Here is a 25,935-nt window from a genome sequence, read left to right as displayed (position 1 = left end):
TATAGGCTCTATTGGTAATCCATCATCATCTGATACAAAGTATCTTTCCTTCCCATTTTCTGTTTTTACTTTTACTACTTCCATAGTTCTATATACACTCCTATAATTCTACTTTATTCTATACTTAGTTTACTATAAATACTATAATTATTACAACTATATATTTAGTATTCTAAGTATTATATCGTATAAGAGTATATTTAAACTACTATAAATACCATCTAATTACTTACACTATATTTCTTTTTATATTGATTTTTCTTGTTTTTTATCTTATACTTATATTAGAATAATTAAATAAAACCCTGCAAAGTTTATTTAATCAAGATAGTGTCCAAATTGGGCACTTTTTTTAGTTATAATAATCAAGTTTCCAATCACAAAATTCCTCCTATTTTTTAATTTATATAACTCACTATTTACAGATTCAACATCTAATTTAATCACTCCTTTCTGTTTATACTTATATTATATCATTATAGGCATTTTTTGTCAACCCTTTTTATACCCAGTTAATATTTATATTTATTTTTATTCATTCTCTACAATATAGTTATTTACTAGTATATATTGATATATATCATATCACACTAGGCAATAAAAGGGTTTATTTTTTTTGCCTAGTATGGTATAATAAGATTATAAACGAGGTGAAATTATGAGTTTTAATTTTTATGGTATTACAGAAAATATATTGGATGAACTTAGTTATGAATCGAAATTAGGAAAAAGTTTAAAAAATACTTTAAGAAAGTTTAATAAAGATGATATATTTAAAGAAATAAGAAATATAAGTAGATACTTAAATAGCAGAAAAATAGATTTTAAATTTCCTGTTTCTTATAGAATAAAATCTTATCATTCATGTTTAATTAAATATGATAAATATTATCCAAGTGTTGAGTTGAATAAATGTTTTAATGATTTATTAGGCATAAGAATAATAGTAGATAGTTATTATGAATTATCTGAACAAGATTTATCTTCTTTTAGGTTAGCAGATATGAGAACTGGAAAAGCTAATGATGATGGATACAGAGGAGTTCATCTGTATTATCAAAAATCAAATTTTCATTATCCAATTGAATTACAGGTAAATACTAAAATAGATAGACAAATAAATGATTTACTACATATATATGTCTATAAACATACAAAGAATAATTCAATTGGAAAAGAAATTAGAAAATTATTTGATGAAGGTAAATTTGAAAATTTAGAGGAATTTAAAGGAGTGATAGAAGATGTGCTACATAATAGCAAAGAAATTTGATGATGTAGGTTGTTTGGCTTTAAGAACTGAACAAGGTGAAAAGCTGGGTGCATTAACAGAATATTTATCTCTTGCTACATTAGAAAAAAATGTACAAATAGTTGTTTTGGGAGATACAAAGTCATTTGGAGAATATGAACCATATAAATTTTTAGATAATGAAGGAGATTTTATATATCAAGTTCTTAAAATGTAACTAAATTTAATATGATAAAACAGACTCAATAAGTCTGTTTTATTGTATTTAAAGGAGATGATGATTTGATAGAAAAAGAATTGTTTTATAAATTATTTTATAATAAGACTAATAAAAAAAATTCAAATGTATTATGATTTAAATTATAAGTTTTATAACAGTCTTGATGATATGCGTTATAAAAAAAACATAAGTATTGAAAAAGTTAGACTTAAAACACATCTAGCACAATTAGAATACAACTTTAAAATAATTAAATATATTTTAACATCATTTTATATAAGTTATATATGTTCTATAAGTTTTATTTCTATAAAGTATAGTAATTTTAATTTATTATATAATATTTTATTTATTTTAGCGACATTAGCTATATTTTGTATATATATAACTAAATTACATAATAAAAATATCTTTTATCTAACTGCTCTTGAAGTATTAGAGAATATTAGCGATAGAAAACTCTATAAGATAAAGTAATTCTATTAAAAATAAAAATATAATTTAATGTAAAAACAAAGATTCTATTTAATTACATAATAGTAATCTTTGTTTTTTTATTATTCATATCTAAGTTAAAGTAAAGAATTTATTTTTAAGTAATGTATTCTACTCTTGTTTTTGCCACCTCAGCTTATCATATTTTTTTAGTTTATCAAAACCAGTTTAACTTTTTTTAGCCTAAAGACATTGGCAAAAAAAAGTTAAACTTAGCAAAGCTTTTTGACAAACTAATGCAAATATGAAATCTTCAGCTCAACAAAAACAACTCACAAGTTGCTATTTTAAGGAGGTTATGAAATTATGAATAACAATAATACTTTTGATATTGATGTAACAGTAGTTTTAAATGAAGAAAAAAATGGTATAGAATTACATTTTAATGATAAACCATCAGAGGAAATTAGAAATTTATTAAAATCTAATAATTTTAAATGGTCTAGATATAATAAATGCTGGTTTGCTAAACAAAATGATAAAACAATATCTTTTGCAAACTCTTTAACTGATACAACAATGGAAGAAATTAAAGATAAAAGCAATGAATATAAAGAACAAAAACAGATAAACATAAAAAATAAATTAGCTGAAATTGATATAGATGATATAGAAAGTTACATAGTACCTGCTCAAATAAGTAAACGAGAGAACGAAAATGCTTTTTTTAGAAATACAGAAACAGACCACACAAAATGTTTACAAAATGAATTGATATATTTTAATAAACTTGTTATGAATACACTACAAAATAATACTAATTTAGAAATTGAACATTACTTAAAATCAGCCTTACAAAGATTCAAAAAAAATTATACAGAAGCTTATATTAAATATCTAAATCATAAAGGTAATAATCCATCATGGTTAATAACTGGTAGAGGTGGCAGAAATTCAACAAAAGACAAAAAAATTAACGACAAGCAACATAAACTTATGATGAATACTATTGATTTGAAAGATAACTTTTATGAGAAATGTAAAAACACAAAATATAAAATACAAAAAGAAAAAGAATTGAAAGAAAAAAAAGAATTTGAAGAAGGTACAAAAAACATAATGATTCCTAAATTTAAAAGAATTAAAAAAAATATTAATACTTCTGCAATTGATAATATATTTGATGGTAATACAACATTTGCAATGACAATGCATGAATATGATAATTTCTTTATATTAAAAAATTGGGGAACTTGGAGAATATATTTTAAAAGTGGTGTTGAACTATACAGTACTAAAACAACAGAAACGTTAGAAGATGCTAAAAAATGGCTAATATATTACCTACAAAAAAATGCTAAAAAAGAAGCTTAATATAAATTAAATATTTTAGGAAGCTAATTTAATTATTAGCTTCCTATCTATAAAGGAGTTAAAAAATGAATAGTATTGTAAATTATAAAGATAGAGGTTATTTTGGAAAAAGCAATTATAGAGGTAATACAAGTGGAAAAATTATTTTAGACTTACATAAAGTATATAAGTTTGATGAAGTTAGTGATTATATGTCTGGTTCTTTTACAACAAAAGATGTAGCAAAGTATTTAAATATATCATCAAATTGCTATGATTTAAATAGTGGATTTGATTTAATTGACAATGACATTAAAGAAAGAAATGAATTTATTTTCTGGCATCCCCCATATTGGGATATGTGCGTTTTGTTTCTGCACAACACTCTTGGAAACAAGAACTAAAAGCAGACATGAAATTCTTAGAATAGAAGTTCATGAACTCTATAATTGAGATTGCAGGTGAAAAACCTGAATGGTGTAAATGTAGGTACACTAGAACCTAATCCTCCGACATGCTGACCATTTCTATTAATAGTTGGTATGAAGCTCGGTGAAGTCACATAAAAATCGACCTGAGATGGTAGTTAGTAATGTGGGGTGCTATAAAATTACTATGTGTATTGGAGCTATCTGCTCGATAGCTAGGAAAAATCGTGGGAGGCACGCTTCGTAAAGTAGGGTAAATCGAACTGAAGATTTATAGTCCCAAAAGGGATTTCAGTCACAGTAAAGGCTTATGTTCTCCTTGTTACTGTTTATATCCAAAAAGGATATAAGTTCTTAATCCACCTACAGAGGATAAATGAATGGCTGACGGAGTAGACACGGACACTAAGGTAATATGCAAAGCTAGATTGTAGGGAACAAAAGAAGCCTGATAGATAATGTTAAACATAATAGAATGTGATGTATCTAAATAGTAGGAAATGACTATTGAAATTGGGTGGCAGCAGCCCGTAGTAGTCTGAGATGGGGAAAGCCTATTACATGGCGAAGGGGCATAGTCAATTTTATTATTTATCAATTAGTAAGTTTTGAGGAAGCCGTTGTGCGTACCTGACTAAAACCTAAACAAAAATCCGAAAGGAGGAATGTTTATGGCTCAAAAATTCAAAGCACCTGAAAATGAAACAGAATTAAAGAAAATTCAAGATATAATGTATAAAATAACATCTAAATGCATTGAAGCTAAAGAAATACCTAAGTTTAAGGGTCTAGTAGAAATAATGTCTAGTGAAGTGGTCATAATGACTGCTATCCATAATATTAAAGCAAATAAAGGTTCTAAAACTCCAGGAGTTGACCGAAAGGTTATTGATAAAGATTACTTGCAAAAAGATTACTATAAAGTTATAACTGATATTCAAGATAGTTTTACAAACTATAAACCTGATATGGTAAGAAGAAAATGGATTCCTAAACCAGGAAAACAAGAAAAACGACCACTTGGTATTCCAACTATTAAAGATAGAGTCATCCAGGAATGTGTAAGATTAATCATTGAACCAATTCTCGAGGCTCAATTTTTCCAACATTCTTATGGATTTCGTCCTTGGCGAGATGCTCATATGGCTCTAGAAAGAATTAAAGACCAAGTTAATAGAGTTGGTTACTACTGGATAGTTGAAGGAGATATAAGTAAATTCTTTGATAATATTAACCATACAATATTACTTAAAAAATTATACCACATGGGTATAAGAGATAGAAGGGTACTAATGATTATCAAAGAAATGCTCAAAGCTGGAATAATGGATGAATGTAAGAAAAATAAACTAGGAGCACCACAAGGTGGCATCATAAGTCCTATTCTTGCAAATGTCTACTTACATCAAATGGATAAATGGATTACTAAGGAATGGGAAAACAAAACTACTAAAAATAACTACTCTAGTAAACGTAATCAATATCAATCTTTACGTAGATATTCAAAACTTAAGCCTACATATTTAATAAGATATGCAGATGATTGGATACTCTTAACTGATAGTAAAGAACATGCTGAAAAATGGAAATATAGAATTTCAAAATTCTTAGAGACTAATTTAAAGCTAAAACTATCAGATGAAAAAACACTAATAACTAATATTAAAGAGAAACCAATACATTTTGTTGGATTTACCTACAAAGTAATTAAAGAGCCTAAAATGCGAAAAGGATATAAGCCAGTTGTAAAACCAAAGCAAGAAAGAATTGATAATAAAATGCTAGAGATTATTCAAGACATTAAAATATTAAGACTATCAATGCATAAAGAAGATTTAATTGTACGTATTAGCAAAATAAACAGTAAGATAAGAGGTATTATAAATTATTACAGTGCAGCCAATATGGTATATTTCAGTTTAGCAAAATACCATAGAAGATTAACAACAGTTGCAATGAATTCACTAAGGCGAAAAGGAGTTATCCTTAAGCCTGCACATGAAGTAAATAATTTAATAGCATTGCATTCCAATTATTCAACATGGATACCAGCAATAAAACTACCCAATGAACAATTCATAGGTATAACATCACCAGCATTTTGTAAATATCAGAAAATTTATAATAAGAATCAGGATGAAACACCATTTTCTAGTAAAGGAAGGGAGTTGCATTTCAAAAGAACATGTAAGCAACTGCCTTTGGCAAGAATGGAAGAAATCTTACAAGCTCCTGATATTCTTAAATTTAATAAGTATGGTAAGTCCAAAGAAATCTATAATTATGAGTATTTCATGAATAGAATGTATGCTTTCAATAGAGATAAGGGAATATGTAAAATTTGCGGAGAACCTATAATAAATGGAGATAATTTTCACTGTCACCATATAAGCAAAAACCTTCCTTTATCACAGATAAACAAAGTTCAAAACCTATTATCTACACATAGTAAATGTAATAAGCTAATACATGAAAATATAAGCCAAGATGGATTTTCAGATAAAGCAATCAAAAACGCAATAAAATTTAGGAAAAAACTAATTGTTGATTAAATAAAATTGATGGAACGCTGGATGCGATGAAAGTCGCATGTCCGGTGTGAAACAGGGGAAAACAACTCTTAACAGGTAATGCTGAAGATGATTGTTACCTATTGTTATAATAAAATATTCAGGAAATGTATATGGAAATGAAATACTAAAAAATGATTTATCTCATATAGAAGATTATTATGAGTTTATAAAAAAACTAAATTTTTGTTTAACAAAACAGTTTAATACACTTGAAAAAGGTGGTAGGATAGCTATTTTAATGGCTGATGTCAAAAAAAACAAAAAACTTTACTCTATGTTATTAGATATAAATAGAATTGGTACTACAGAACAAATTATTATAAAACAACAAAATAATTGCATGAGTGATAATAAGATATATTCAAATAATAATTTTATAAGAATCTCACATGAATATATTTTAGTATTAAGAAAAGATAACCCTCTTATAATTCCATTTAGCATAGTAAAATCTGATTACTTTGACATAAGAAATAGTCTCAAAATCACATGGAAAGATTTAGTTGCTAATGTACTGGAAAGTTTAGATAAAAAAGCTTATTTAAATGAAATATACGCTAAAATAGAGGGACATAAAAAATGTAATTCAAACAAAAATTGGAAAGAAAAAATTAGACAGACTCTTCAAAAAAATAAAATATTTCATAGAATTGATAGAGGTTTATGGAGTCTAATATAATAATTTAAAATGTCTCCAGGGGACATTTTTTCAGAACCTATAGCATGTAATCTGTATAATTACTATTCATTAGGGAACACTCATAGTATACATAGCATATTATTAAAAGAAAACATTCTTTATAAATAATGTGATATAGGAAGGGTGCAAATGGATTTAGATAAAATATACAGTATAATTGGTAAAAGAATAAGAAATTTTAGAAAAAGCTTAGGGTATAGTCAAGAAACACTAGGTAAAAAAATCGGGGTAGCTTACACATATATAGGTCAAATTGAAAGAGGAGAAAAAAGAGCTTCTTTTCATAGTCTTTTAAAGATAGCTAATGCACTAGAGTTACCATTAGAAGTTCTATTTGAAAATATTATATTAAATGAAAAAGAAGTTGAGACAGTATCTTCTGAGTGTTATGAATTAATTGATGCTTTAACAGTGAAAGAACAAAAAATTATGCTTAAATTAATAAAAGAAATAATTGAATATGGAGAAGTATCAAAGTAGAAATTTAATAAAAAAAGATGTCATTAGATTAATTTAGACATCTTTTTTTATTTTATGATAAAATATATATAGTATATATTTTATCATTTTAATATCTATAAGTGGTATAAAAGGAGTCCATATGATAAAAATTGAAGCAAAAAATGGTAAAAAATTTATAAAAAAAACAATAGAAGTTGAATACATAGACTGTATTTATATTTACGAAAAACATAGTTATATGTAAACAATATATAAATAAACATCAAAATTATATATATAATTACTAGCTTGGAAATATAGGTATAGAGGAAAGGATTATAATTATATGCATATACAAAAAATACCAAAATCGGAATTTAAAGTAATGAAGTTTATTTGGGAAATAAATGATATAGTTACATCTAAAATGGTAACTGAAAATATGAGAGAAAAATATAGTTGGAAAACAACAACTACACTCACTTTTTTAAAAAAGCTTGTTGAAAAGCATTTCCTAAATGCAGAAAAAATAAATGGATTGACACATTATAGAATATTAATAACTAAAGAAGAATATATAAAATTTGCAACAAAAAAATTTTTAGAAGATATACATGATAATTCAATAGAAAGCTTAATTGATTCTTTACTTGTTATTCTCAAAACTCAAAAAAAATAAGAAAAAGGGTGTCTCAAAATGAATTTTTTAATTCATGGGACGCTTTTTTTGTATGAAATCAAACATATTTTTATCATTTCAACAATGAAAAATAGGCTTATATCTATTTTGAAACAGCTCTTTCTTTATTTTAGAATGACACCCCCTTTTTATAGAAATAATGTAATGTTGAAAATCTATGTAAAGATATTTTTTATTATAAGTAAAATACTTCACTCTGTTTTTTTTTCGCAACAGCATAGACTATATTTTTTTTATTGTCAAAACCGACTAAAAAAATATTAATATAAACAGCATCTTAATATTTTTTTAGTCTAGTAAACTTTTTGACAAACAAAAAATATAGTCTATTTAATGCTCAACAAAAAAACAACTCACGTTTGTATATCACAAATTATTAGTTTTAAAATTTAAAGGGGGAAAATAATATGAGTACAAGAGGATTAATAGGTTATAGAACTACAAAAAGAAGAGATAATACAAATAACGTATTTGGAATTTATAATCATGAATCAAGTGAATTTATCTATAAGGGGCTTGATGTTTTAGAAATATATTGTGACTATTCAAAAAAAGATTTTATTGATATGTTCAAATCAAAAACATGGGATAATTCAGTAGATGCACATGTTAATGATACATTAAGTATTTTTAGTTTAAAAAAAGAAAAATTTAAAAATTATTCAAGTTTCTTACTAAAAGGTGTTTTTTGTGAATATGCTTATATTTATAATTTACAAACTGATGAATTAGAAGTCTATGAAACTATCAAAAATAAGCTTTATTTTAAAAATCAATATAAATATGAATCAAATTATTATTTAAATTTAGCTTTTATAGTAAATAGGGAAAATGTTCATTTCATTTTAAATTTATTTTATCATTCTTTGATACTTGGTGATGATGCATTAATTAGAATGTATATGAGAGACCTAAAAAATAAAAAGTAATCTATTATTATATAATATTCAACTGAAATATAGTACATATTTCAGTTGGATAAATAAAATAATTATTCTGGAGGATAAAATGATATATCATAATAAAAAAATTGAGACTTATTTCATTGATGGAATTGAATATTATAAAAGCAATCACAGAATGTTATATAATAAAGAATTTCATCGTAGACATGGAAAGAATTGGAGTATAAAAGAATTAAGCTATTTATGTAAAATGCGTCCTTCTATGAACTGGAAGAATTTAAGTATGGCACTTGAAAGGACTCAAAGCACTTGCATGAATAAATATAATGAATTGAAAAAAATTAATAAAATAGATTTTTACAAAAATATATAAATATGTGAAATTTAAATTTAACAAATTAAATATTTTAGGAGGTATTAATAATGGAAGTATATATTGTATCTGAAACTTTTGGAGACTCTTCTAATGAGTCTAATATCATTGGAATAGCTTCATCAAAGCAAGAATTAAATAAATGTATTATAAAAATGAAAAAAGAAAATCTAATTGATACAAATTTAGAGATAAATCTTAATTCAAATATAAATATAAAAACATTAAATAAAAATATAGACTTTATTAATATAGAGAAAGTAGAGTTAAATATATTTAACTGCTAATAATAAACATAGATAGTTTTAATACAATTTTTAAATGATATAATTATGATATAATAAAAATAAAGGCATAAAAAGGAGTGATAGTTGTGGCTACAGCAAAAAATATCATAAATGAATTCTATAATTTGAATGAAAATGAAAAGGAAGAAGTAATAAAAGAACTTTTAAATTTTAACGCCAAAAAAAATCTTGATAAAATGATGGATGATACAATAAATGATAATATTGAAGCTCTAAGAAAGTTGGCTGAATAATGTATATATCATTAAAATTAGATGAGATTTTAAAATATCATCAAAAAATAATAACTGAAAGTGGTGGCTCTCAGGGTGTCAAAGATATAAAATTATTAGATAGTGCTCTCAATAGGGCAAATGCAACTTTTTCTGGAGTTGACCTATATAAAACAATTGAAGAAAAAATATCGGTTACAACACATAGTTTAATAAGTAACCATTGTTTTATTGATGGCAATAAAAGAATTGGTATTTCTACAATGGTTTTATTATGTAAATTAAATGAGATTTCAATAGAATATTCTCAAAGTGAACTTATTACATTAGGATTAGAAGTTGCTTCTAACATTGCTGATGAAACATATATTCTTAATTGGATAAAAAAACATAAACAATAAAAAAGATGTCCCCAGGGGACATCTTTTTTATTGTTTACAATACTATATACATACTATCTCTTAATACTTATCTTTCGTTAGACTTTAAATTTATAATTTCATTAAAAACATTTTCATTTTCACCTTCTCCAATCCTAGTAATGCATTTAAACTCTTTATTAATAATAAAATCTTTCTGATATTTATCTAAATCTAATACAGTCCCTACTAATAAAACAGGTGATTCTTCTTTAACACCAGCGATACTAATTAATAACGCATCAATTAAATGAGATTCATTTGTAATTCCACTTTTAGCAATAAATATATTATTTAAATGTTTATTTTTATAAAAATAGCTTATTATTTTTACATTTGTTTCAATTCTATTTTTACCTGAAAACCTATAGTCTGAAGCAATTTCATTTTCAATATTTTTTGAAATTGAGTTTATATCACCTAAAATATATGAGTTTAATTTATTAGAATTAATAAAATTACTTATATTTTTGTCCAAAAAATCTTTATCTGTGAAAAGTATTGACATATTATTTGTAGCAGATGCAGAAGCTATGCTTACAGCATCTGCGAGACCTGTATATGCATTTACTAAAGCCACATTCTTTATTTTTTTATTTTTTTGTATTTCTTTTGCTACTAACAAACTTGTCTCAATTCTATCAGTTCCTCCTATCCTAATAACATTTATTCCCATTTTTTCGATTTCTTTTTCTACTTTTATTCCGATTACTTTTAAACCTCCAATTATATAGATGTTTTTAGTTTGTAATCTATTTATTTCTTTTTTTACACTACTGTCTAAATTATTTTGTGAAGACAGTAAAATAGGTGCATTTTTAATGCTTGCAAATGGTGTTGAGCATAAAGCATCTGCCATTTTTTCTGAATTTATTAATACTACATTTTCAGCTTTATCAAAATACTTTTCGCTAATTTTTATAGATGTCTCATATCTGTCTTTTCCACTTATTTCATTTGTAGTAATTTGTGTAGAACTATTATTGTTGGAATCATTATAAGTACTATTTATAACTTCAACCTGTATAGTTTTTTCTGTTGACAAATTATCATCATCTGTTACTTTATAAGTAACTTCATACATACCAGTTTTATTTATATCAACAGTGTTTTTTATTACTTTAATCTTATCCGTTATATCTTTTCCATTTTTATCTATAGCAGTTACTCCGTTTAGGATGCTAAATACAGAGTCTTTTTTTAGTATAATTACATCTTTTGCAAATATTACTGGAGCAATAAGATTATTATTTATGACTTCAACTTGTATAGTTTTTTCTGCTGACAAATTGTCATCATCTGTTACTTTATAAGTAACTTCATACATACCAGTTTTATTTATATCAACAGTATTTTTTATTACTTTAATCCTATCTGTTATATCATTTCCTTCTCTATCAACTGCAAATATGTCGATGTTAAATGGATTAAATGAAGAACCTTTTTCAATCATAATATCATTAGCTTCAATAATTGGTGTAGCTATAGAATTTAATAGAATATAGACTTCACCATTAAAACTTGTAGAATTAAATTCGTATTTGAACACAGAAAGATTATTCTTTTCCCATTTTATTTCATTTTCAATTTCATTATATTGTCCATCTATTACATTTATGTTCAATTTAGACTTAGATTTACATATATTTTTTACAGTTACATATCTATCATCTTCATTAATTCTATCACCTATAACATCTATTTTTTGATTATTTAGAGATATAGTATTTTTACTTAAATCAATATTACTAATATCATAAATCTTGTTATAATCAGAGTCAATTGTGCAACCTGACAGGGCATTAAGGGGTTCTATGCTAGTTACATTATTATTATTAATTCTTAAATTCTTCAAATTTCTAAGATTCTTAATTTCCTCTATACTTTTTATCTTATTATATGAAAGATTAAGTGTTTCTAAATTAGTTAACTCTTCAAGATTTTTCAGTTCTTTAATTCTATTTGAATTTAATTGTATTTGTACTAAATTTCGCAAATTTTTCAAATCCGATATGTCATCAATAATATTAAATGATAAATCTAATTTTTTAAGTTTAATTAAATTTTTTATCTGAAATATAGAGCTTATACTATTGCTATTCAAATTTAACTCATTCAAATTAATTAAATTTTTTAAACAATTGATATTATTAATATTATTTTGAGAAAGGTTAAGAACTTCTAAATTTTTTAAATTTTCAAGAGCATCAATATTATTAATATTTGTTCCTGTAATACATAGCTTTTTTAAACTCAACATATTTTTTAAAGGATTAAGATTATTTAAAGTACTCTGATTATCTTCACTATTAAATGACATTATACTTAAAATTTCTAAATTTAAGTCAGCTAGAAAACTTATATCATTTAAACCATTGTTTGTTAAATTTAATTCTTTAAGGTTAAGTTCTTTTAATACATTTCCATTAATAAATTTCTTTCCATATATTTTTAGATTTTTTAATTTCTTTAGTTTTATTAAATTACTCAAATCTAAAAAATCATTTCCATTTCCAATGATTTCTATTTTTTCTAAATCTATTAGGTCTTTGATAGCATCTAAGCTACAATTTTCTAATTCACTAACATTTATACTTAGTTCTTTTAAATTTTTTAAATATTTTAATGACTCTATACTTGTCACTTCAGAATAACAGTTCAAATACATAATATTATCGCAATATTTTAGTATATCTAAATTTTTTACATCACCTGTTATTTTAAGACTTTTTATTTTATTTAAATCAGATTTTGTAATAGCATCACCTTTATTTATTACAGAATTTGATACCAATTCTTTTTCAATAATTGTCTTTAAATTTGTATCTTTGATATCTACAACATCTTCATCTGACCCTTCTACAAGTCTAATAATAAAAGAACCATTAAAAAATTTTTTAGAATCTAAATTACTACTAAAATCAACTTTTGTTTTACTGAAGTTTTTAAACTCCCATACAAATATATCCTCTAATGCATTATATGTTACGCCATCTTTATTTTTAAATGTTAAAACACCGTTAGAACGTATTGGATTTTCTAATTTTACAATATCAGAATTAATTTGTATTGTTTCCAAAATAATTTTTTGATTACTAATATTTATAGTATTATTTTTTAATTTATTAAAATCTAACATTGAAATATCACTAATAGCATTATTATTTAATGACATATTACAAGTTAGATTTTTTAAAAGTTCTATGTTCTTTATGTTATTATTATCTAAATTCAAGTTTTTAAGATTTGTTAAATTATCTATTCCAGTTAAATCTTCAAGTTTTACATTTTCAATTTTTAAATCTTCAAGATTTTTTAAGCTACTTATTTCTTTTATTTCATTTAAATTTATTTCATTTTCTGCATACTCATTTGAAGATATATAAAGCTTTTCCAAATTTTTTAAATCTTTTATACATTTTAGATTTGTTATATTTGTGTTATTAAGTTCTAAACTTGTTAAATTTACAAGTTTATTTAAATCATTATTATTTGATATATTTCTGTTTGATATTTTAATGCTTTTTAGATTACTTAAATCATTAAAAGAATCTAAATCAAATATATCTTTATTAATTTCAGATATATCATTATACTCGAGTGTTTCTAGATTTTCTAAATTTTTTAAAAAGCTTAAATCATATGTGTTAGTAGTATTTATAGTTAGTTTATTCAGTTTTTTTAGCATATTAACTTGACTTATATTATCTATACTTGTATTTAATACTAAATTATTTAGATTTCTACAGTATTGAATTCCTTCCAAACTTTTTACATTATCACTTATTCTTAAATATCTTAAATTTGCTAAATCTTCTCTTCTTATTGTATCAACATATATGTTTTGATCTCTTAAACTTTGTTTTATATCTTCTTCCAGAACTTTATCTTGTATATTAATTTTAATATCCGAATTCACTTCAATTGGCACAGTTAAAGTACCAGAAAAACCATTATTATTATTAAATTTTGCTGATACAAAAGTTTCATTACTTATTTTCCAAGTAAGTGTATTCTCTACTTTATTAAAAATACCATTAAAATCAAAATTTATATCATCATTAGATTTAACTGGATTTTCAATTTCTATTTTATCAAATTCACTTATTGACTCAAAAGGAAGTATAACTTCTTGATTATGTGCATTTATTTCACCTTTAATATTTTTTAATTCACTTATATCAAAGATATTGTTATAATTAATGCTTAAATTTCTTAAATTATTTAGACTTGATAAACTATTTACATTTTCTATATTATTACTAGATAAATCAAGTTTTTCTAAATTAATTAAATTTTTAAGTGACTCAATAGAACTTATATTATTGTTAGAAAGTTTTAATTCAGTAATATTGTTTAAATTAGATATATTACTTATATCACTTATGTTATTGTTAGATAGATTTAATACAGTTAAATTAGTTAAATTAGACAAAAATTCTAAATTATTAATCTTTAGGTTTGATAAAGTTAATTCTTCCAAACCTGGTAGATTATTTAAATTATCTAAATTTTTTAATACAATATGGTTTGAGATATCATTGCTAGAAACAATACTTAATTTAGTAATAGAAGTATCTTTAATTTCATTAATATCAATAGCTCCTGTATTATATAATTGTAATTCTTCTAATCCATTTATATTTCTTGTATCTAAATTACTTATATTAACTCTACTTATTTTCAAACATTTTAAATCCATTGAAATATTACTTAAATCAATTTCAGCATTACTTTCATCATTACTAAAAATAGTTAAGTACTTTAAATTTTTTAAAGTATTTAACTGAGATATATCAGCTGTTTGATCTATTATAACAGACATTTCTCTTAATAATTTAAGATCTGATATATAAGTTAAATCTAAAGAAGAAAAGCATGTAAGTTTAGCTAAGTTTTTACAATACTCTATTCCTTGAATACTATTAAAGTTCTCAGTAATTTTTAACTCTCTTATTTGTAGCATATCATGAGCTTTTATTCTATCGTTTATTACTATTCCTTGTTTGTTAAGTTCAGATTTTATAAAAGCTTCAAACTCTTTATCTTGTATATCTACAAATTCATCATCTTGAATACTTTTTTCATTATCTAATATATCTTTTTTAGAAACTTCAGAATCAGAAAAATTATCCTTTAAAGTTTCCTTGATTTCTGCAAAAGCAAAATTGCTTGCATTAAACAATAGCCCTAAAGACATAATAAAACTAATTATTTTCTTTTTATTCATAAAATAATTTCTCCTTTGATTATATTTTTTATTTTCATCTGCATCAGTAATATGATGTAGCTTTTTTAATTCAGAACTGTTTTGTAACTCCTGTAACAACATTTTTTGTTTCAAGTTTTCATCTGAAAATTTCATTTTCATATATTTCCTTCCAATAAAAAAAGTCCCCTGGGGACATATTTTTTACATTTCTCTGTCAAACTCTTTATTAAATTGCTTTGTACTATTATTGCATTTAAATTTTTTTAAAATATTTTTTCTTAAAGACATTTCTTTTATAACTTTTTCATCTTTTTTTACAGCCATAAAAATGTGTTCTGTTAAATCTCTTGCTTCTCCATCTCCTATATTAAATTCTAATTCTGAGGAAAGTAATTGACTACATTTCTCATTTTTATATAATTTAATTTTCACCTTATGTGTGATTTCATCTATATTATATTTCTTTTCCATCATTTCAATAAGTTCATTTGTTAAATTAAACTGCCATTTATCACCTCTTTCTATTTCCTTAGCTGTACTGCCAATAAATTTTACATATGTATCTTCTATCGTCAATTCTTTATTTTTACTATTATTGTTATCTTTTTCTAGTTCTTCATTATTGCTTTCTTTACCTTTAGTTAGTTCTCTTTCTCTCTCTAAAGTTAATTCAAGTATTTCTATATACTCTTTAACAGTATCAGACACCTCTTTTAGCAAGTCTTTTTTATGTCGTATATCAGTATCCTTAGTCCAGTGTTTTATATAATCTAAAGAGTATTCACTTGTATCTATTTTTAAATAACTACATGTTGTATATGCCACCATTTCAGCTTGAAATTCTCTTTCTTCTATTGTGTAGTTCTCATGTTTTTTGCCTCCATGAAGTTTTGCATGTGCAAGTTCATGTAATAAGGTTTTTACATTTTGAAGTTGAGAATTTCTAGGATTTAATGCAATTTCTTTATTTCCATATGTAACACCTTTTGCTACTCCAAGTTCTTCATATGGCTCTACAATCTTAGCACCTATTTTTTCAGCGATATTCTCCATACCTTTATACATTAGACTATAGTTGCTTATATCTCCCTCTAGCCATCTGTTAGGAAAAATCTTCGGTAAATCACTAGTTTTAGCTGTAGTTTGACTTATATCAAATACATTTCCTTCCATGTAATAACATAATTTTTTCTTTGTTTTTATTTCTCCTCTTTTAACTTTTTCTAGCTCTTCCTCTGATGCATACTTTATATTTTTTGTATCTCCATTTTCATACATTAAATATTTACTAAAATAAGGTACAAGAATCTTTACACCCTTTTCTCCTCGTTTTACAGCAAACCCTTTTTCCTTCCAAAATTCAAATGAACCTACTGCCTCTGCACCCCTAAATTGATTTTCAATTAAAATTCTATTACCATTTGAATAATCATAAAATTTTGCCATAAATTTAAGATAGTTTTCCACTTCTTCTTCTGTGTTAAGATGTAGTTCTAATTTTTTATCAACTAATTTTAAATGACCATCTATTTTAGATTTTAATGCTTCTATATCTTTCTTATTATATTTTTTCAATTTTGCTCACCTCATTATTTTTTAAAAATATTAATTGTCTTTTTCTAAATGTAGCATTATTGCAAAAATAATCTTTGTTATTTTCTATTACTTTTGAAACACATATTATTCCACTAATTGCTTTCATTACTATCTCACTTGCATTACAAATAAACACACTAATAATTTCTAGTGTATTACAAATTTCAAATATCTCATTTAAATTTTTTTCATAATTAATTTCATCTAATTTATCTAAAGTGCATATTCTTTCTAAAATATCCAAACCCTTGTTTATATTTTTTATTACCAATTCTTTATCTAATTCTATAAAATCACATCCTAAAAAAAGCCCTCTAAAGATATTTTTTTGAAATTATTAATCTCTATTTTTTATTTTTAAAATTAAAAAGATGTCCCCTGGGGACATCTTTTTATTCTATATCTTCTTGAATTATTATTTTTTTATATTTATCATATTCTACAAAACAACCAATTTCTATTTCACTTTCTTCAACAAACCCTTTTTTCGTAATTATTTCTGTAACATCATTACTTTCTATATCTTCTATAGTTAAAATATCTCCAGATACATTAGTAACTATCCCCTTATTATTATTTGACATTATAAAATCCATTCAAATCACTCCTCTTATATTGTTTATAATTTACATATTATACTCTTTTTCTTCTTGCAATCTATCATAGTAACTTTGATTTTTCAAACTATTAAATTCATCATTTAAAGATTTTTCTAACTTCTTTAAATTAGAAGCAAATATTTTTAAATTAATCTTTTTATTCCTCTTTTCCCTTAACTTCTTATCTTTAATTTTTAATAATTCTTTTTCTCTTAATTCCTCCATTCTTATATGTTCCTTGATTTCATTCAATATGCGATTTCCACATCTTGTATATAAATCTTGTATCTTATTATCTTTATAATGTTTATATTTTTCATTTTTACCTTTTCCATAAACTTCTTTCAATATATGTTCTTGCTTATCCAATTCTTTCATTAATAAACTCCAATCATTAGATTTTTTTTCATCTATATAAAGTGAAGTTATCTTATCTAAATAGACTCTAGCATCTGACATTGTATTATAATTATAATACCATTGTCGCCTATCAGCTGGTAAATTTTCTACTACTTTCTTATATAAATTCTTTAATTTATTTTTATTATAATTAATTGAATTTATATCACTTACAATATTTTCTCTTATTATATCATTTATCTTTTTATAACTTTCTTTTTCATTACATAAATTATTTACAAATTTACTTTTCATATTTTCAAGTGTTTTTAATGTTCTTTTACCACGTTGTTTTAGTGGATTAAGTTCACATGTAGCGATATGTATATGTATATTATCTGTATTATAATGTATAGCAGCACTCCATATTGCACTACCATCAAGCCCATCTTCTTCAAACCAATATTTCATAGAAGCCCTTACAGCATTTTTTATTTTTTCTTCATCAATATCTTTTGTTCTCCTATCATAAAAGCCAACTTTTTCTAACCATGCATTATTAAAACTAAATACATCTTGCCACATTATGCTTTTTTTTGATTGCGCTATTGAAAATAAATCTTTTACTTTTTCCTTATCTTTCTCTCTCAGAAAATTTCTATCTTGTGTAAAAAGAGCACTTGTTTTTTCAGGATTGCCCATGTAATCATTATAGGCTGAATATCTACTATAAGCATTATTTCTTATTGCTTCATCCCTATCAACATAATCAATATAATTTTTAAATTCTTCTGAAGTAGATATAACAAATCTTGACTTATGTATAACACCTGGAGTAGACATTAATATAATTTTCCTTCCTTTTTATATTTATTTAATATCTGTCTGTCTTTAACTATTTTTTTTGATGAGTCTAAAGCTTTAGAAGAAATTACATCAGTTGAAACTACATCAATATATTTTTCTTTAAGATAAATCCCATTTATTAATTCTATTAATATTTGAACATTTTCATCTATAATACTTGTTGTCTTTTTAGTACTAGATAAGTATATTTTTATTCTATCAAATAGTTTATCAGCTATAATATCAAATATCTCATTTTCATTCATATTATTCATATATTCTCTTATTATATCTGATATAATCTTACTCCTATTGCAGTTTTTTTCTTTCTTTAAAGTTTCTATAAATTCAAAACTTTTATCATCCAAACTTACATGTATTTTATGCATATTCATCTCCTAATTTTCATCTAAAGAGATCATATTTTCTATCATAAATAAATTCATCACTTCTCTATTTTTTTGAATCTCTTCTGAGTTTTGTTCAATTATTACTAAAGCCTTTTCTAAAATTAATTTATATTTATCCTCAATTTTAAATATCTCTTCTGATTCTACTAAATTCTCTAAATGTTTTCTTAAAAAAGTTTCTCTTTTCATTCCATTTTTTTTTGCCATTATATCTATTTTTTCTATAACAAAATCTGGTAAATTTCTAATTTTTATTTCTCCCAATATCTTTCACCTTCTTTTGTTTTGCAATATTATATTTCTTTACAAAGAATTTTAAAAAGATTTCTAAACCTGTATTTGTCATAGTTATATCTCTATACTTTTATACGCATCTTTATTTCTTAAAATCTATTATTGGTAGTTTTTTTTACTCGTTTCTCCTAAAAAAAAGAGCATAAGGAGTTTTTGTCCCCATATTACATAAATTTCATTTATTTCATAAACATGGGGAGCTAGGCAAAGCCTAGCAAAACTCTTTAATTAAGGTCAAAATACTATCTATTTTACAGGTCATTTTCTTTGGGGTCAGAAAATCATCCAAAAACACACTTTTAGACCACTCTTAGACCACCAAAAACACATGTTTTTTTGTATGAATTTAATGATTCTTTCTTGCATAATCTTTCACTTTTAATCTTAATTTACTAATCTTTTCTTGATATTCTTTAATCTGATTATTATATAATTCTACGTTTTCTTTAGAACCTTTTTTTGTACTTTCTAATGAACTTATTTCATATTTAGCATCTTCTTTTTCTTTATCTGTTCTATATATTTCATCACTTCTTATTTTATTAATTTCATATATCAGCTTGTCTTGTTTTTCTTTTTCAGCAGCTATTAATTTATTTTGCTTACCTATTTCACTTTCTATAAATTCAATTTTCTTATTTGTTAATTGAATTAAATACTCATATTTATTCTTTTCTTTCATTTTATAATCTGTTTCTATCTCTCTTGAATCTGTATAAATTCTTACTTTACTGTTATCTTTATTTGTAGTTTGTTTATCTAAATTGTTAATATTATCTATATAGTCTGTTTCTTTTTTTACTGAATCAATAGTATCCAAATAATCTTTTGTTTCATCAAGAACAGATAAAGATAATACTTCCCAATTTTTAGGAATTTTTGCTATAATAACATAGTTATCTTCATCTAATCTCTTACTTTCTAGAGGAATTGAAACGGTAGGATTCTTCTTCTCTCTTAGTTCAAATTTTAAATTACTTTCCTTTAATTTATCTTGTTGTTCTCCTGATACTATAAACTCTACTTTTTTATCTATAGGATTATATCTTCTATTCATTAGAGCTATATTTGTACTTCCTAGAGTTTGTTCAACATATAATGGTGTACTATTTATATCCTCTTTAGATGAGAAAATAGTTTTTGAATTAAAAAAAAATGAAAATCCTAGAATTATGCATACTGGAATAACATAATATATAAAGGCTTTATTTCTACTTATTTTTTTATATGTTACATCTAATTTTTGAAGTAATGTATTTAAAATTTTCATTACCTTTTCTTTTATTTTATCCATATAAAATCTTACCTTTCTATGCTTTATCTTTTAATCTTTTTACTATCAAATTGTAAACTAAAATTAACCCATTTCCCTTTTAAATCCATAAAATCTGTTTTTTATAATGTTGTATACACTAGTTTCAATACTATCTAAATCATCTTTTGGCACTTTCTCAGTTGGTATTATAGCACTATGACTTTCAATTTTTGTATCATCAAATATACTCTTTTTATCTTTAATCTCCAATATTCTATTCTCAGAATCATGTATATTTATAAGTTTTTCTATCTTTCCTTTTTCTGATTCTGCAAGATATTCAGTATTTGTTCTAGGGTAAGTAACATATCCTTTTTCATATAAATTTTGTATAATCTTTAAGGATTCGTCAGCACTTAATTTTAAGTCTTTTGATAATTTGTTTTGAAGTTTATCAAGTGAAAATAATTTTCTAGGACTCTTTTTGACCTCTTTTATGTCTATATTTTTAACTAATAAATTATACTCTTTTTGTTTCATTACTTCTGAATCACAATCACTTTTTGAATCAAATTTCAACTCATTTACATTACATTTTATTTCTTCTCCATCTTTCAATATAGTTAATTCAGGCTGAAAATAATCTTTAGAAATAAATTTTTCTATCTGTAAATCTCTTTTATAAATAACCTCTACAATTGGAATTATTACTCTCCCCACTGATAAAGTTTTACCTTTTTTTAATGTTAGAAATCTGGTTAGATTTATACCATAAAGCCAATCTACACGTGTTCTTAATAAACCTTCTAGATATAAATTATCGTATATATTAATATCTTTTAAATCATTTAATGCGTTTAATATATCATTTTCTGTCTGAGCTGGTAACCATAATCGTTTCACTCTTTTATCTGTTTTTATCTCATTTAATATTAATCTTATTATTACTTCCCCTTCTCTATCTGCATCACCACAGTTTATTATTTCATTTACATCTGATCTATTTACAAGTTCTTTTATTGTATCAAATTGTTTCTTAACACCATCATCACTTTTTAATTTAAATCTAAATTCTTCTGGGACAAAGGGTATATCATTAATGTTCCAAAAAGTTTTTTCTCTATTTAAATAATCATCTATATCAAATAATTCAAATAGATGTCCAAAAGCATATGTAACTATATACTTATTACTTTCATAATAACCATTTTTCTTACTAAAGTTTTCTTTTATTGAACCTACTATTGTACGAGCTAGGCTAGGTTTTTCTGCTATAATAACACTTTTCATATCTTTTCCTCCAATTTAAAAAAGTCCCCTGGGGACATCTTTTTTATTTCATTTATTATTTACTTAAAGTTTAAAGGGTATTTCATCATTCTCTTCAATTGGTTCTGGAGTATATTTTAAATCCTTTTCAAACCCCTTTTCATTATTTTTACTCAAATATCTTATATAATTAGTACTTACTCTAAAATAACCTTTATATGCCTTTATATAACCTTCTATTGCTACTAATTGACCTTTGAAAAGTTCACATGAATATCTTTCCACTAGTTTACCATTCACTTCTATAGGCACATAAGAAACCATATTTTTACTATATTGACTCTCTATAGCTATATCAAAATAAAGTACATAATTTCCATCTTCCTTACACTTTATATTTGGCTCTTTTGTTAATCTGCCGATTAAATTAGCATGATTCATGAATAATCTCCTTATCATTTATAAATTTTCTGTGAATCTCTTTTGCAAACTCTTCTGTTATCTTATACAATATATATCGCTTCCCTTATTGTATTTTTAGGATATGTATAAAACCCAGACATGTACGTGTCAACTACTGTGTATGGAACTACATATTTTTCTTTATAATACACATGAAAATCTAAGTATTTCTTTGTTTTTTCATTGTAAAAAACCATTATTATTACTTCTTCATCTTTATATGGTATCTCAAATAAATCCCAGCCATCAAAATCAAACTCTTCTGCTATAATTCTTTTTAAACAAAGTTTTAACTCTTCTTCAAACTCATTACCTCTATATATTGCTTCTCTTATTGTATTTTTTGGATACTCCTCATTTTTTATTGAAATATGAGGTATTGCATATTTTGCAGGTTCTTCTCTGCAATCTACATGAAAATTCAAATATTCCTCTGTACCATTATTATAAAATTTCATAATAATAATTTTTTCTTTTTCATCATAAGATACTGATTCTTCAAGTAAACTCCAACCATCAAAATCGAAATTTTCTGCTATACATCTTTTTTTACAAAGTTCTTCTGCTATACATCTTTTTATAGAAAAATTTAACTCTTTCTCAAATAACTTATTCTCTCTATTTTCTTCTAACTTTTCTATAATTTTACCCATATAATTAAATCTCCTATCATTATTAATATTATTTATAATTTTATAGATTCTAGCAACTTACTCTTATTATCAAATCAATCCAATTTATATATCTTATTTATATTGATTTTCAATGAATATTCATAATAAAAATCTTTTAAATTGGATTTTAATTCTTTTACTATTAGTGTTCTCATTACCTCTGTCTTTATATTTTTCAGATATATTTTCCATAGAGTTAATGCCATCCCCTTAATTTGTTCAAAATAAAGTTTAGATTTTTCTAAACTTATAACATTATCAGAATCTAATATTTTTTCTATTTCTTTAAATATTTTATATTCATCACTGTATTTATTTCTTTGTCTCACAAATCCATATAATGCTCCTATAAGTATTGCTCCACTTTTTGCATATACAATTTTTCTATTTAAAATATTCTCAGATAAATTTAAGTTGGTAGCAAATTTTTTATATAAAAATCTTATTTCGTCTACTTCTTCATCAAAAGATTTAGTATAGTATTCTTTCATAATATATCTTCCCCCTCATTTTTGTCCCCAGGGGACTCCTTTTTTGAATTTAATTTACTAGTTTAGATAAATCTTTTTGCGATTTTAAATCTTCTTGTATAATGTTCTTTATCTAAACTTGTTATTTTCACTATCTTCATTAAAACATTCCATATAGTTTATATAAGAAATTAATTCTATATTTAATTTTTCTATATCTTTTGGGGTTAGAATTATTGATACATATTCTGTATCTTCAATTTTTTTATAATCTATGTTTCTCTCTGCTCCATCATCCAATATTATTGTATTTCCACTTTTCCATCCCCCTTTACATATAAATTCACTACCATTAAGTTTTTCATTTATAATATTCTTCATTTTTTTTACCTCCTAAAAAATGTCCCCAGGGGACATCTTTTTTTGAATTTAATTTACTAGTTTAGATAAATCTTTTTGCAATTTTAAATCTTCTTGCATAATATTCTTTATCTAAACTTGTTATTTTCACTACATCACCTGTTTGTGGTGAATGTATAAATTGACGATTTCCAATATACATTCCAACATGAGTAATATCATTTACACCAGAACCAAAAAATACTAAATCCCCTGCTTGTAAATTATTTTTATCCACTGGTTTACCTGCATAAGACTGTGATTGTGCAGTTCTAGGTATTTGTATACCAATTTGTTTGTGGCAATACTGAGTAAATCCACTACAATCAAAACTATTCGGTCCTGTAGCCCCCCACACATAAGGTTTACCTTTTTGTTTAAATGCTACATCTAATAATTGCTTTGCTTTTGGGGAATTTGGATTGCCACTTATATCTGGTAAATTACTTGCACTTTCTCTAAATTCCATTGCATATTTAAAAACTTTATTTGGATAATTATTTTGTGCCTTATCTAAATTTACTTTTAAACCATATCCAGGTCCACCATTATAACATGCGAAGGAACGTCTTAGTATCTCTTTAAATGTTGCATCATTTTCACTTGCATTCCAATTAATTAAGTCCATATTTTCAGCCATTTTTTGATTATCTTTATATGGTACACTATCAATTATATTTTTACTTTTCAAAACTATATTTGTATATCTCATACATTCCCAAGAACCTGCTAAAACTTGTGCCCTTACATCATTGAGGTATTTTTGCCACATATTATCTGCACTAGAAAACGAATATCCTACACTTTTATATAAATCACCTAGTCCATTTGAGATATAATAGCTCCAGTCTGTTTTTTGAATTTGCATTATCCCCCAAGCACCACCATAGGCATCCCCTGGATTGAAATTACTTTCTTGTTTTGCAATTGCTGCTAAAGTCCAATTTGGAACATGAAATATTGTTGCTGCTTCATTAAAATAAGGCATATATTCTTCTGGGACACCCTCCAAAATGCCTCCTGAATAATACCCACCTCCACTAGAATTGTTTGCAATAAAGAATAGAGAAAGTATCAGCATGAATATCATTATAAAGGCTATAGATAGACTTATCACAGACAAAATTATTTTTTTCTTTATAGAATTTAACATCTTTAGTCCCTACGCTTTCCTCATATAAAAAAGGAAATTAAAAAACTACTATCTTTTAATTTCCTTTTAAAAGATAGTAGTTTTTAATAAAATTCTGCTGGACTTTCAAACACTTTCCAGCTATTATTTTCTTTTAATAATCCAACATGATATACTGTCATTAAATTACCTTCTTGTATTTTCTTATCTTTATCTAACCAATCATACCACACTTTGACAGTCCAATAGACTTTTCCATCTTTCTCTTTGTAGTCTACTGCAACTAGTTCTTTTATTCTTCTATAAGTATATTTATCTTTTCTAACATCATTATATTCAAGTTCTTCTTCATCTTTCAACTCTTTATAGAAATTTTCATTAATTAAATCTTTAGTTGAATCTATTCGATTTTTAGGATTTTCTTCAACCGTATGCCATGCTATAACAAATTTTTTTGCTATATCTTCAGTTTCTTCTTTGACACTTTTTTTCTCATTATTATTAGATTCGTTATCTTCTATTTTATCTTTATTTTCTATTACAAGTTCTTTATGCTCAATACCTTCATCGTTTTTATTATTTATACAAAAATAAAATATTGATATTATTAATATAGAGATAGCAATAATAATTCCAAATACTATCTTTTTGTTTATCAT

28 protein-coding genes are annotated in these 25,935 nt (G+C 24.4%); 13 read left to right on the top strand and 15 right to left on the bottom strand.

Annotated elements, in window-relative coordinates:
- Positions 1-658 precede the first annotated feature (658 nt).
- The 13 genes from IR152_RS16115 to IR152_RS16055 all read left to right on the top strand — a co-directional run bounded on the left by IR152_RS16115 (position 659) and on the right by IR152_RS16055 (position 10,301).
- The gene (locus IR152_RS16115; RefSeq protein ID WP_227452931.1) at positions 659-1,273 is read left to right on the top strand and encodes a hypothetical protein; all 615 of its coding nucleotides are present in this window, start codon (positions 659-661) and stop codon (positions 1,271-1,273) included.
- A complete protein-coding gene (locus tag IR152_RS16110; RefSeq protein ID WP_227452930.1) occupies positions 1,245-1,469 on the top strand; it encodes a DUF6718 family protein in 225 nt (74 codons plus the stop codon). Before IR152_RS16115 ends, IR152_RS16110 begins: the two co-directional genes overlap by 29 nt.
- A gap of 804 nt (positions 1,470-2,273) precedes the next feature.
- On the top strand, positions 2,274-3,281 hold the full coding sequence (locus tag IR152_RS16105) for a hypothetical protein (RefSeq protein ID WP_227452929.1): 1,008 nt from the start codon (positions 2,274-2,276) through the stop codon (positions 3,279-3,281).
- Positions 3,282-3,346: 65 nt separating this feature from the next.
- The gene (locus tag IR152_RS16100) at positions 3,347-3,664 is read left to right on the top strand and encodes a hypothetical protein (RefSeq protein WP_227452928.1); all 318 of its coding nucleotides are present in this window, start codon (positions 3,347-3,349) and stop codon (positions 3,662-3,664) included.
- A 695-nt stretch (positions 3,665-4,359) separates the two neighbouring features.
- A complete protein-coding gene (gene ltrA, locus IR152_RS16095; protein WP_227452927.1) occupies positions 4,360-6,240 on the top strand; it encodes a group II intron reverse transcriptase/maturase in 1,881 nt (626 codons plus the stop codon).
- A gap of 91 nt (positions 6,241-6,331) precedes the next feature.
- A complete protein-coding gene (locus tag IR152_RS16090; protein WP_227452926.1) occupies positions 6,332-6,940 on the top strand; it encodes a forkhead box transcription factor in 609 nt (202 codons plus the stop codon).
- A 150-nt stretch (positions 6,941-7,090) separates the two neighbouring features.
- Complete coding sequence (locus tag IR152_RS16085; RefSeq protein ID WP_227452925.1) at positions 7,091-7,441, top strand: helix-turn-helix domain-containing protein; 351 nt, start codon at positions 7,091-7,093, stop codon at positions 7,439-7,441.
- Between the two features lie 307 nt (positions 7,442-7,748).
- Entirely contained in the window at positions 7,749-8,081 is a 333-nt protein-coding gene (locus IR152_RS16080) for a BlaI/MecI/CopY family transcriptional regulator (protein WP_227452924.1), read from the top strand.
- Positions 8,082-8,509: 428 nt separating this feature from the next.
- Positions 8,510-9,031, top strand: a complete 522-nt coding sequence (locus IR152_RS16075) for a hypothetical protein (protein WP_227452923.1) — start codon at positions 8,510-8,512, stop codon at positions 9,029-9,031.
- A gap of 79 nt (positions 9,032-9,110) precedes the next feature.
- Complete coding sequence (locus IR152_RS16070) at positions 9,111-9,380, top strand: hypothetical protein (protein WP_227452922.1); 270 nt, start codon at positions 9,111-9,113, stop codon at positions 9,378-9,380.
- Between the two features lie 50 nt (positions 9,381-9,430).
- Positions 9,431-9,667 carry a hypothetical protein gene (locus tag IR152_RS16065; protein ID WP_227452921.1) on the top strand — a complete coding sequence of 79 codons (237 nt, stop codon included), beginning with the start codon at positions 9,431-9,433 and terminating at the stop codon, positions 9,665-9,667.
- A gap of 86 nt (positions 9,668-9,753) precedes the next feature.
- Entirely contained in the window at positions 9,754-9,921 is a 168-nt protein-coding gene (locus tag IR152_RS16060; RefSeq protein WP_227452920.1) for a hypothetical protein, read from the top strand.
- Positions 9,921-10,301: a type II toxin-antitoxin system death-on-curing family toxin gene (locus tag IR152_RS16055; protein ID WP_227452919.1), complete on the top strand. Its 381-nt coding sequence runs from the start codon at positions 9,921-9,923 to the stop codon at positions 10,299-10,301. Before IR152_RS16060 ends, IR152_RS16055 begins: the two co-directional genes overlap by 1 nt.
- 67 nt (positions 10,302-10,368) lie before the next feature.
- Here the strand turns inward: IR152_RS16055 and IR152_RS16050 are convergent, their stop codons facing one another.
- The 15 genes from IR152_RS16050 to IR152_RS15980 form a co-directional block, all read right to left on the bottom strand.
- Positions 10,369-15,690 (bottom strand): cell wall-binding repeat-containing protein, encoded by a 5,322-nt coding sequence (locus tag IR152_RS16050; protein WP_227452918.1) that lies wholly within the window; start codon positions 15,688-15,690, stop codon positions 10,369-10,371.
- A gap of 42 nt (positions 15,691-15,732) precedes the next feature.
- Positions 15,733-17,106: an ImmA/IrrE family metallo-endopeptidase gene (locus IR152_RS16045; RefSeq protein ID WP_227452917.1), complete on the bottom strand. Its 1,374-nt coding sequence runs from the start codon at positions 17,104-17,106 to the stop codon at positions 15,733-15,735.
- A complete protein-coding gene (locus IR152_RS16040; protein WP_227452916.1) occupies positions 17,093-17,398 on the bottom strand; it encodes a hypothetical protein in 306 nt (101 codons plus the stop codon). The genes IR152_RS16045 and IR152_RS16040 overlap by 14 nt, the downstream gene beginning before the upstream one ends.
- Positions 17,399-17,519: 121 nt before the next feature.
- Positions 17,520-17,723 carry a hypothetical protein gene (locus tag IR152_RS16035; RefSeq protein ID WP_227452915.1) on the bottom strand — a complete coding sequence of 68 codons (204 nt, stop codon included), beginning with the start codon at positions 17,721-17,723 and terminating at the stop codon, positions 17,520-17,522.
- 30 nt (positions 17,724-17,753) lie between these two features.
- The gene (gene mobP2, locus IR152_RS16030; RefSeq protein WP_095905019.1) at positions 17,754-18,908 is read right to left on the bottom strand and encodes a MobP2 family relaxase; all 1,155 of its coding nucleotides are present in this window, start codon (positions 18,906-18,908) and stop codon (positions 17,754-17,756) included.
- Positions 18,908-19,300 carry a hypothetical protein gene (locus IR152_RS16025; RefSeq protein WP_095905020.1) on the bottom strand — a complete coding sequence of 131 codons (393 nt, stop codon included), beginning with the start codon at positions 19,298-19,300 and terminating at the stop codon, positions 18,908-18,910. The genes mobP2 and IR152_RS16025 overlap by 1 nt, the downstream gene beginning before the upstream one ends.
- A gap of 9 nt (positions 19,301-19,309) precedes the next feature.
- Positions 19,310-19,585: a hypothetical protein gene (locus IR152_RS16020; protein ID WP_021424742.1), complete on the bottom strand. Its 276-nt coding sequence runs from the start codon at positions 19,583-19,585 to the stop codon at positions 19,310-19,312.
- 376 nt (positions 19,586-19,961) lie between these two features.
- Positions 19,962-20,909, bottom strand: coding sequence for a hypothetical protein (locus tag IR152_RS16015; RefSeq protein ID WP_227452914.1), 948 nt, complete (start codon positions 20,907-20,909; stop codon positions 19,962-19,964).
- 63 nt (positions 20,910-20,972) lie between these two features.
- On the bottom strand, positions 20,973-22,160 hold the full coding sequence (locus IR152_RS16010) for a DNA topoisomerase (RefSeq protein ID WP_227452913.1): 1,188 nt from the start codon (positions 22,158-22,160) through the stop codon (positions 20,973-20,975).
- Between the two features lie 63 nt (positions 22,161-22,223).
- The gene (locus tag IR152_RS16005) at positions 22,224-22,580 is read right to left on the bottom strand and encodes a single-stranded DNA-binding protein (protein ID WP_227452912.1); all 357 of its coding nucleotides are present in this window, start codon (positions 22,578-22,580) and stop codon (positions 22,224-22,226) included.
- A 62-nt stretch (positions 22,581-22,642) separates the two neighbouring features.
- Positions 22,643-23,254 carry a hypothetical protein gene (locus IR152_RS16000; protein WP_227452911.1) on the bottom strand — a complete coding sequence of 204 codons (612 nt, stop codon included), beginning with the start codon at positions 23,252-23,254 and terminating at the stop codon, positions 22,643-22,645.
- Positions 23,255-23,328: 74 nt separating this feature from the next.
- Positions 23,329-23,766: a hypothetical protein gene (locus IR152_RS15995; RefSeq protein WP_227452910.1), complete on the bottom strand. Its 438-nt coding sequence runs from the start codon at positions 23,764-23,766 to the stop codon at positions 23,329-23,331.
- Between the two features lie 108 nt (positions 23,767-23,874).
- A complete protein-coding gene (locus tag IR152_RS15990; protein WP_227452909.1) occupies positions 23,875-24,126 on the bottom strand; it encodes a hypothetical protein in 252 nt (83 codons plus the stop codon).
- A gap of 61 nt (positions 24,127-24,187) precedes the next feature.
- The gene (locus IR152_RS15985) at positions 24,188-25,297 is read right to left on the bottom strand and encodes an NlpC/P60 family protein (protein ID WP_227452908.1); all 1,110 of its coding nucleotides are present in this window, start codon (positions 25,295-25,297) and stop codon (positions 24,188-24,190) included.
- Between the two features lie 83 nt (positions 25,298-25,380).
- Positions 25,381-25,935 (bottom strand): hypothetical protein, encoded by a 555-nt coding sequence (locus IR152_RS15980; protein ID WP_227452907.1) that lies wholly within the window; start codon positions 25,933-25,935, stop codon positions 25,381-25,383.

Source organism: Clostridioides sp. ES-S-0108-01 (assembly GCF_020662285.1).
Classification (GTDB): Bacteria; Bacillota; Clostridia; order Peptostreptococcales; family Peptostreptococcaceae; genus Clostridioides.
Note: the sequence above shows the minus strand (reverse complement) of the source record. Positions and strands in the feature narration are given on the sequence as shown.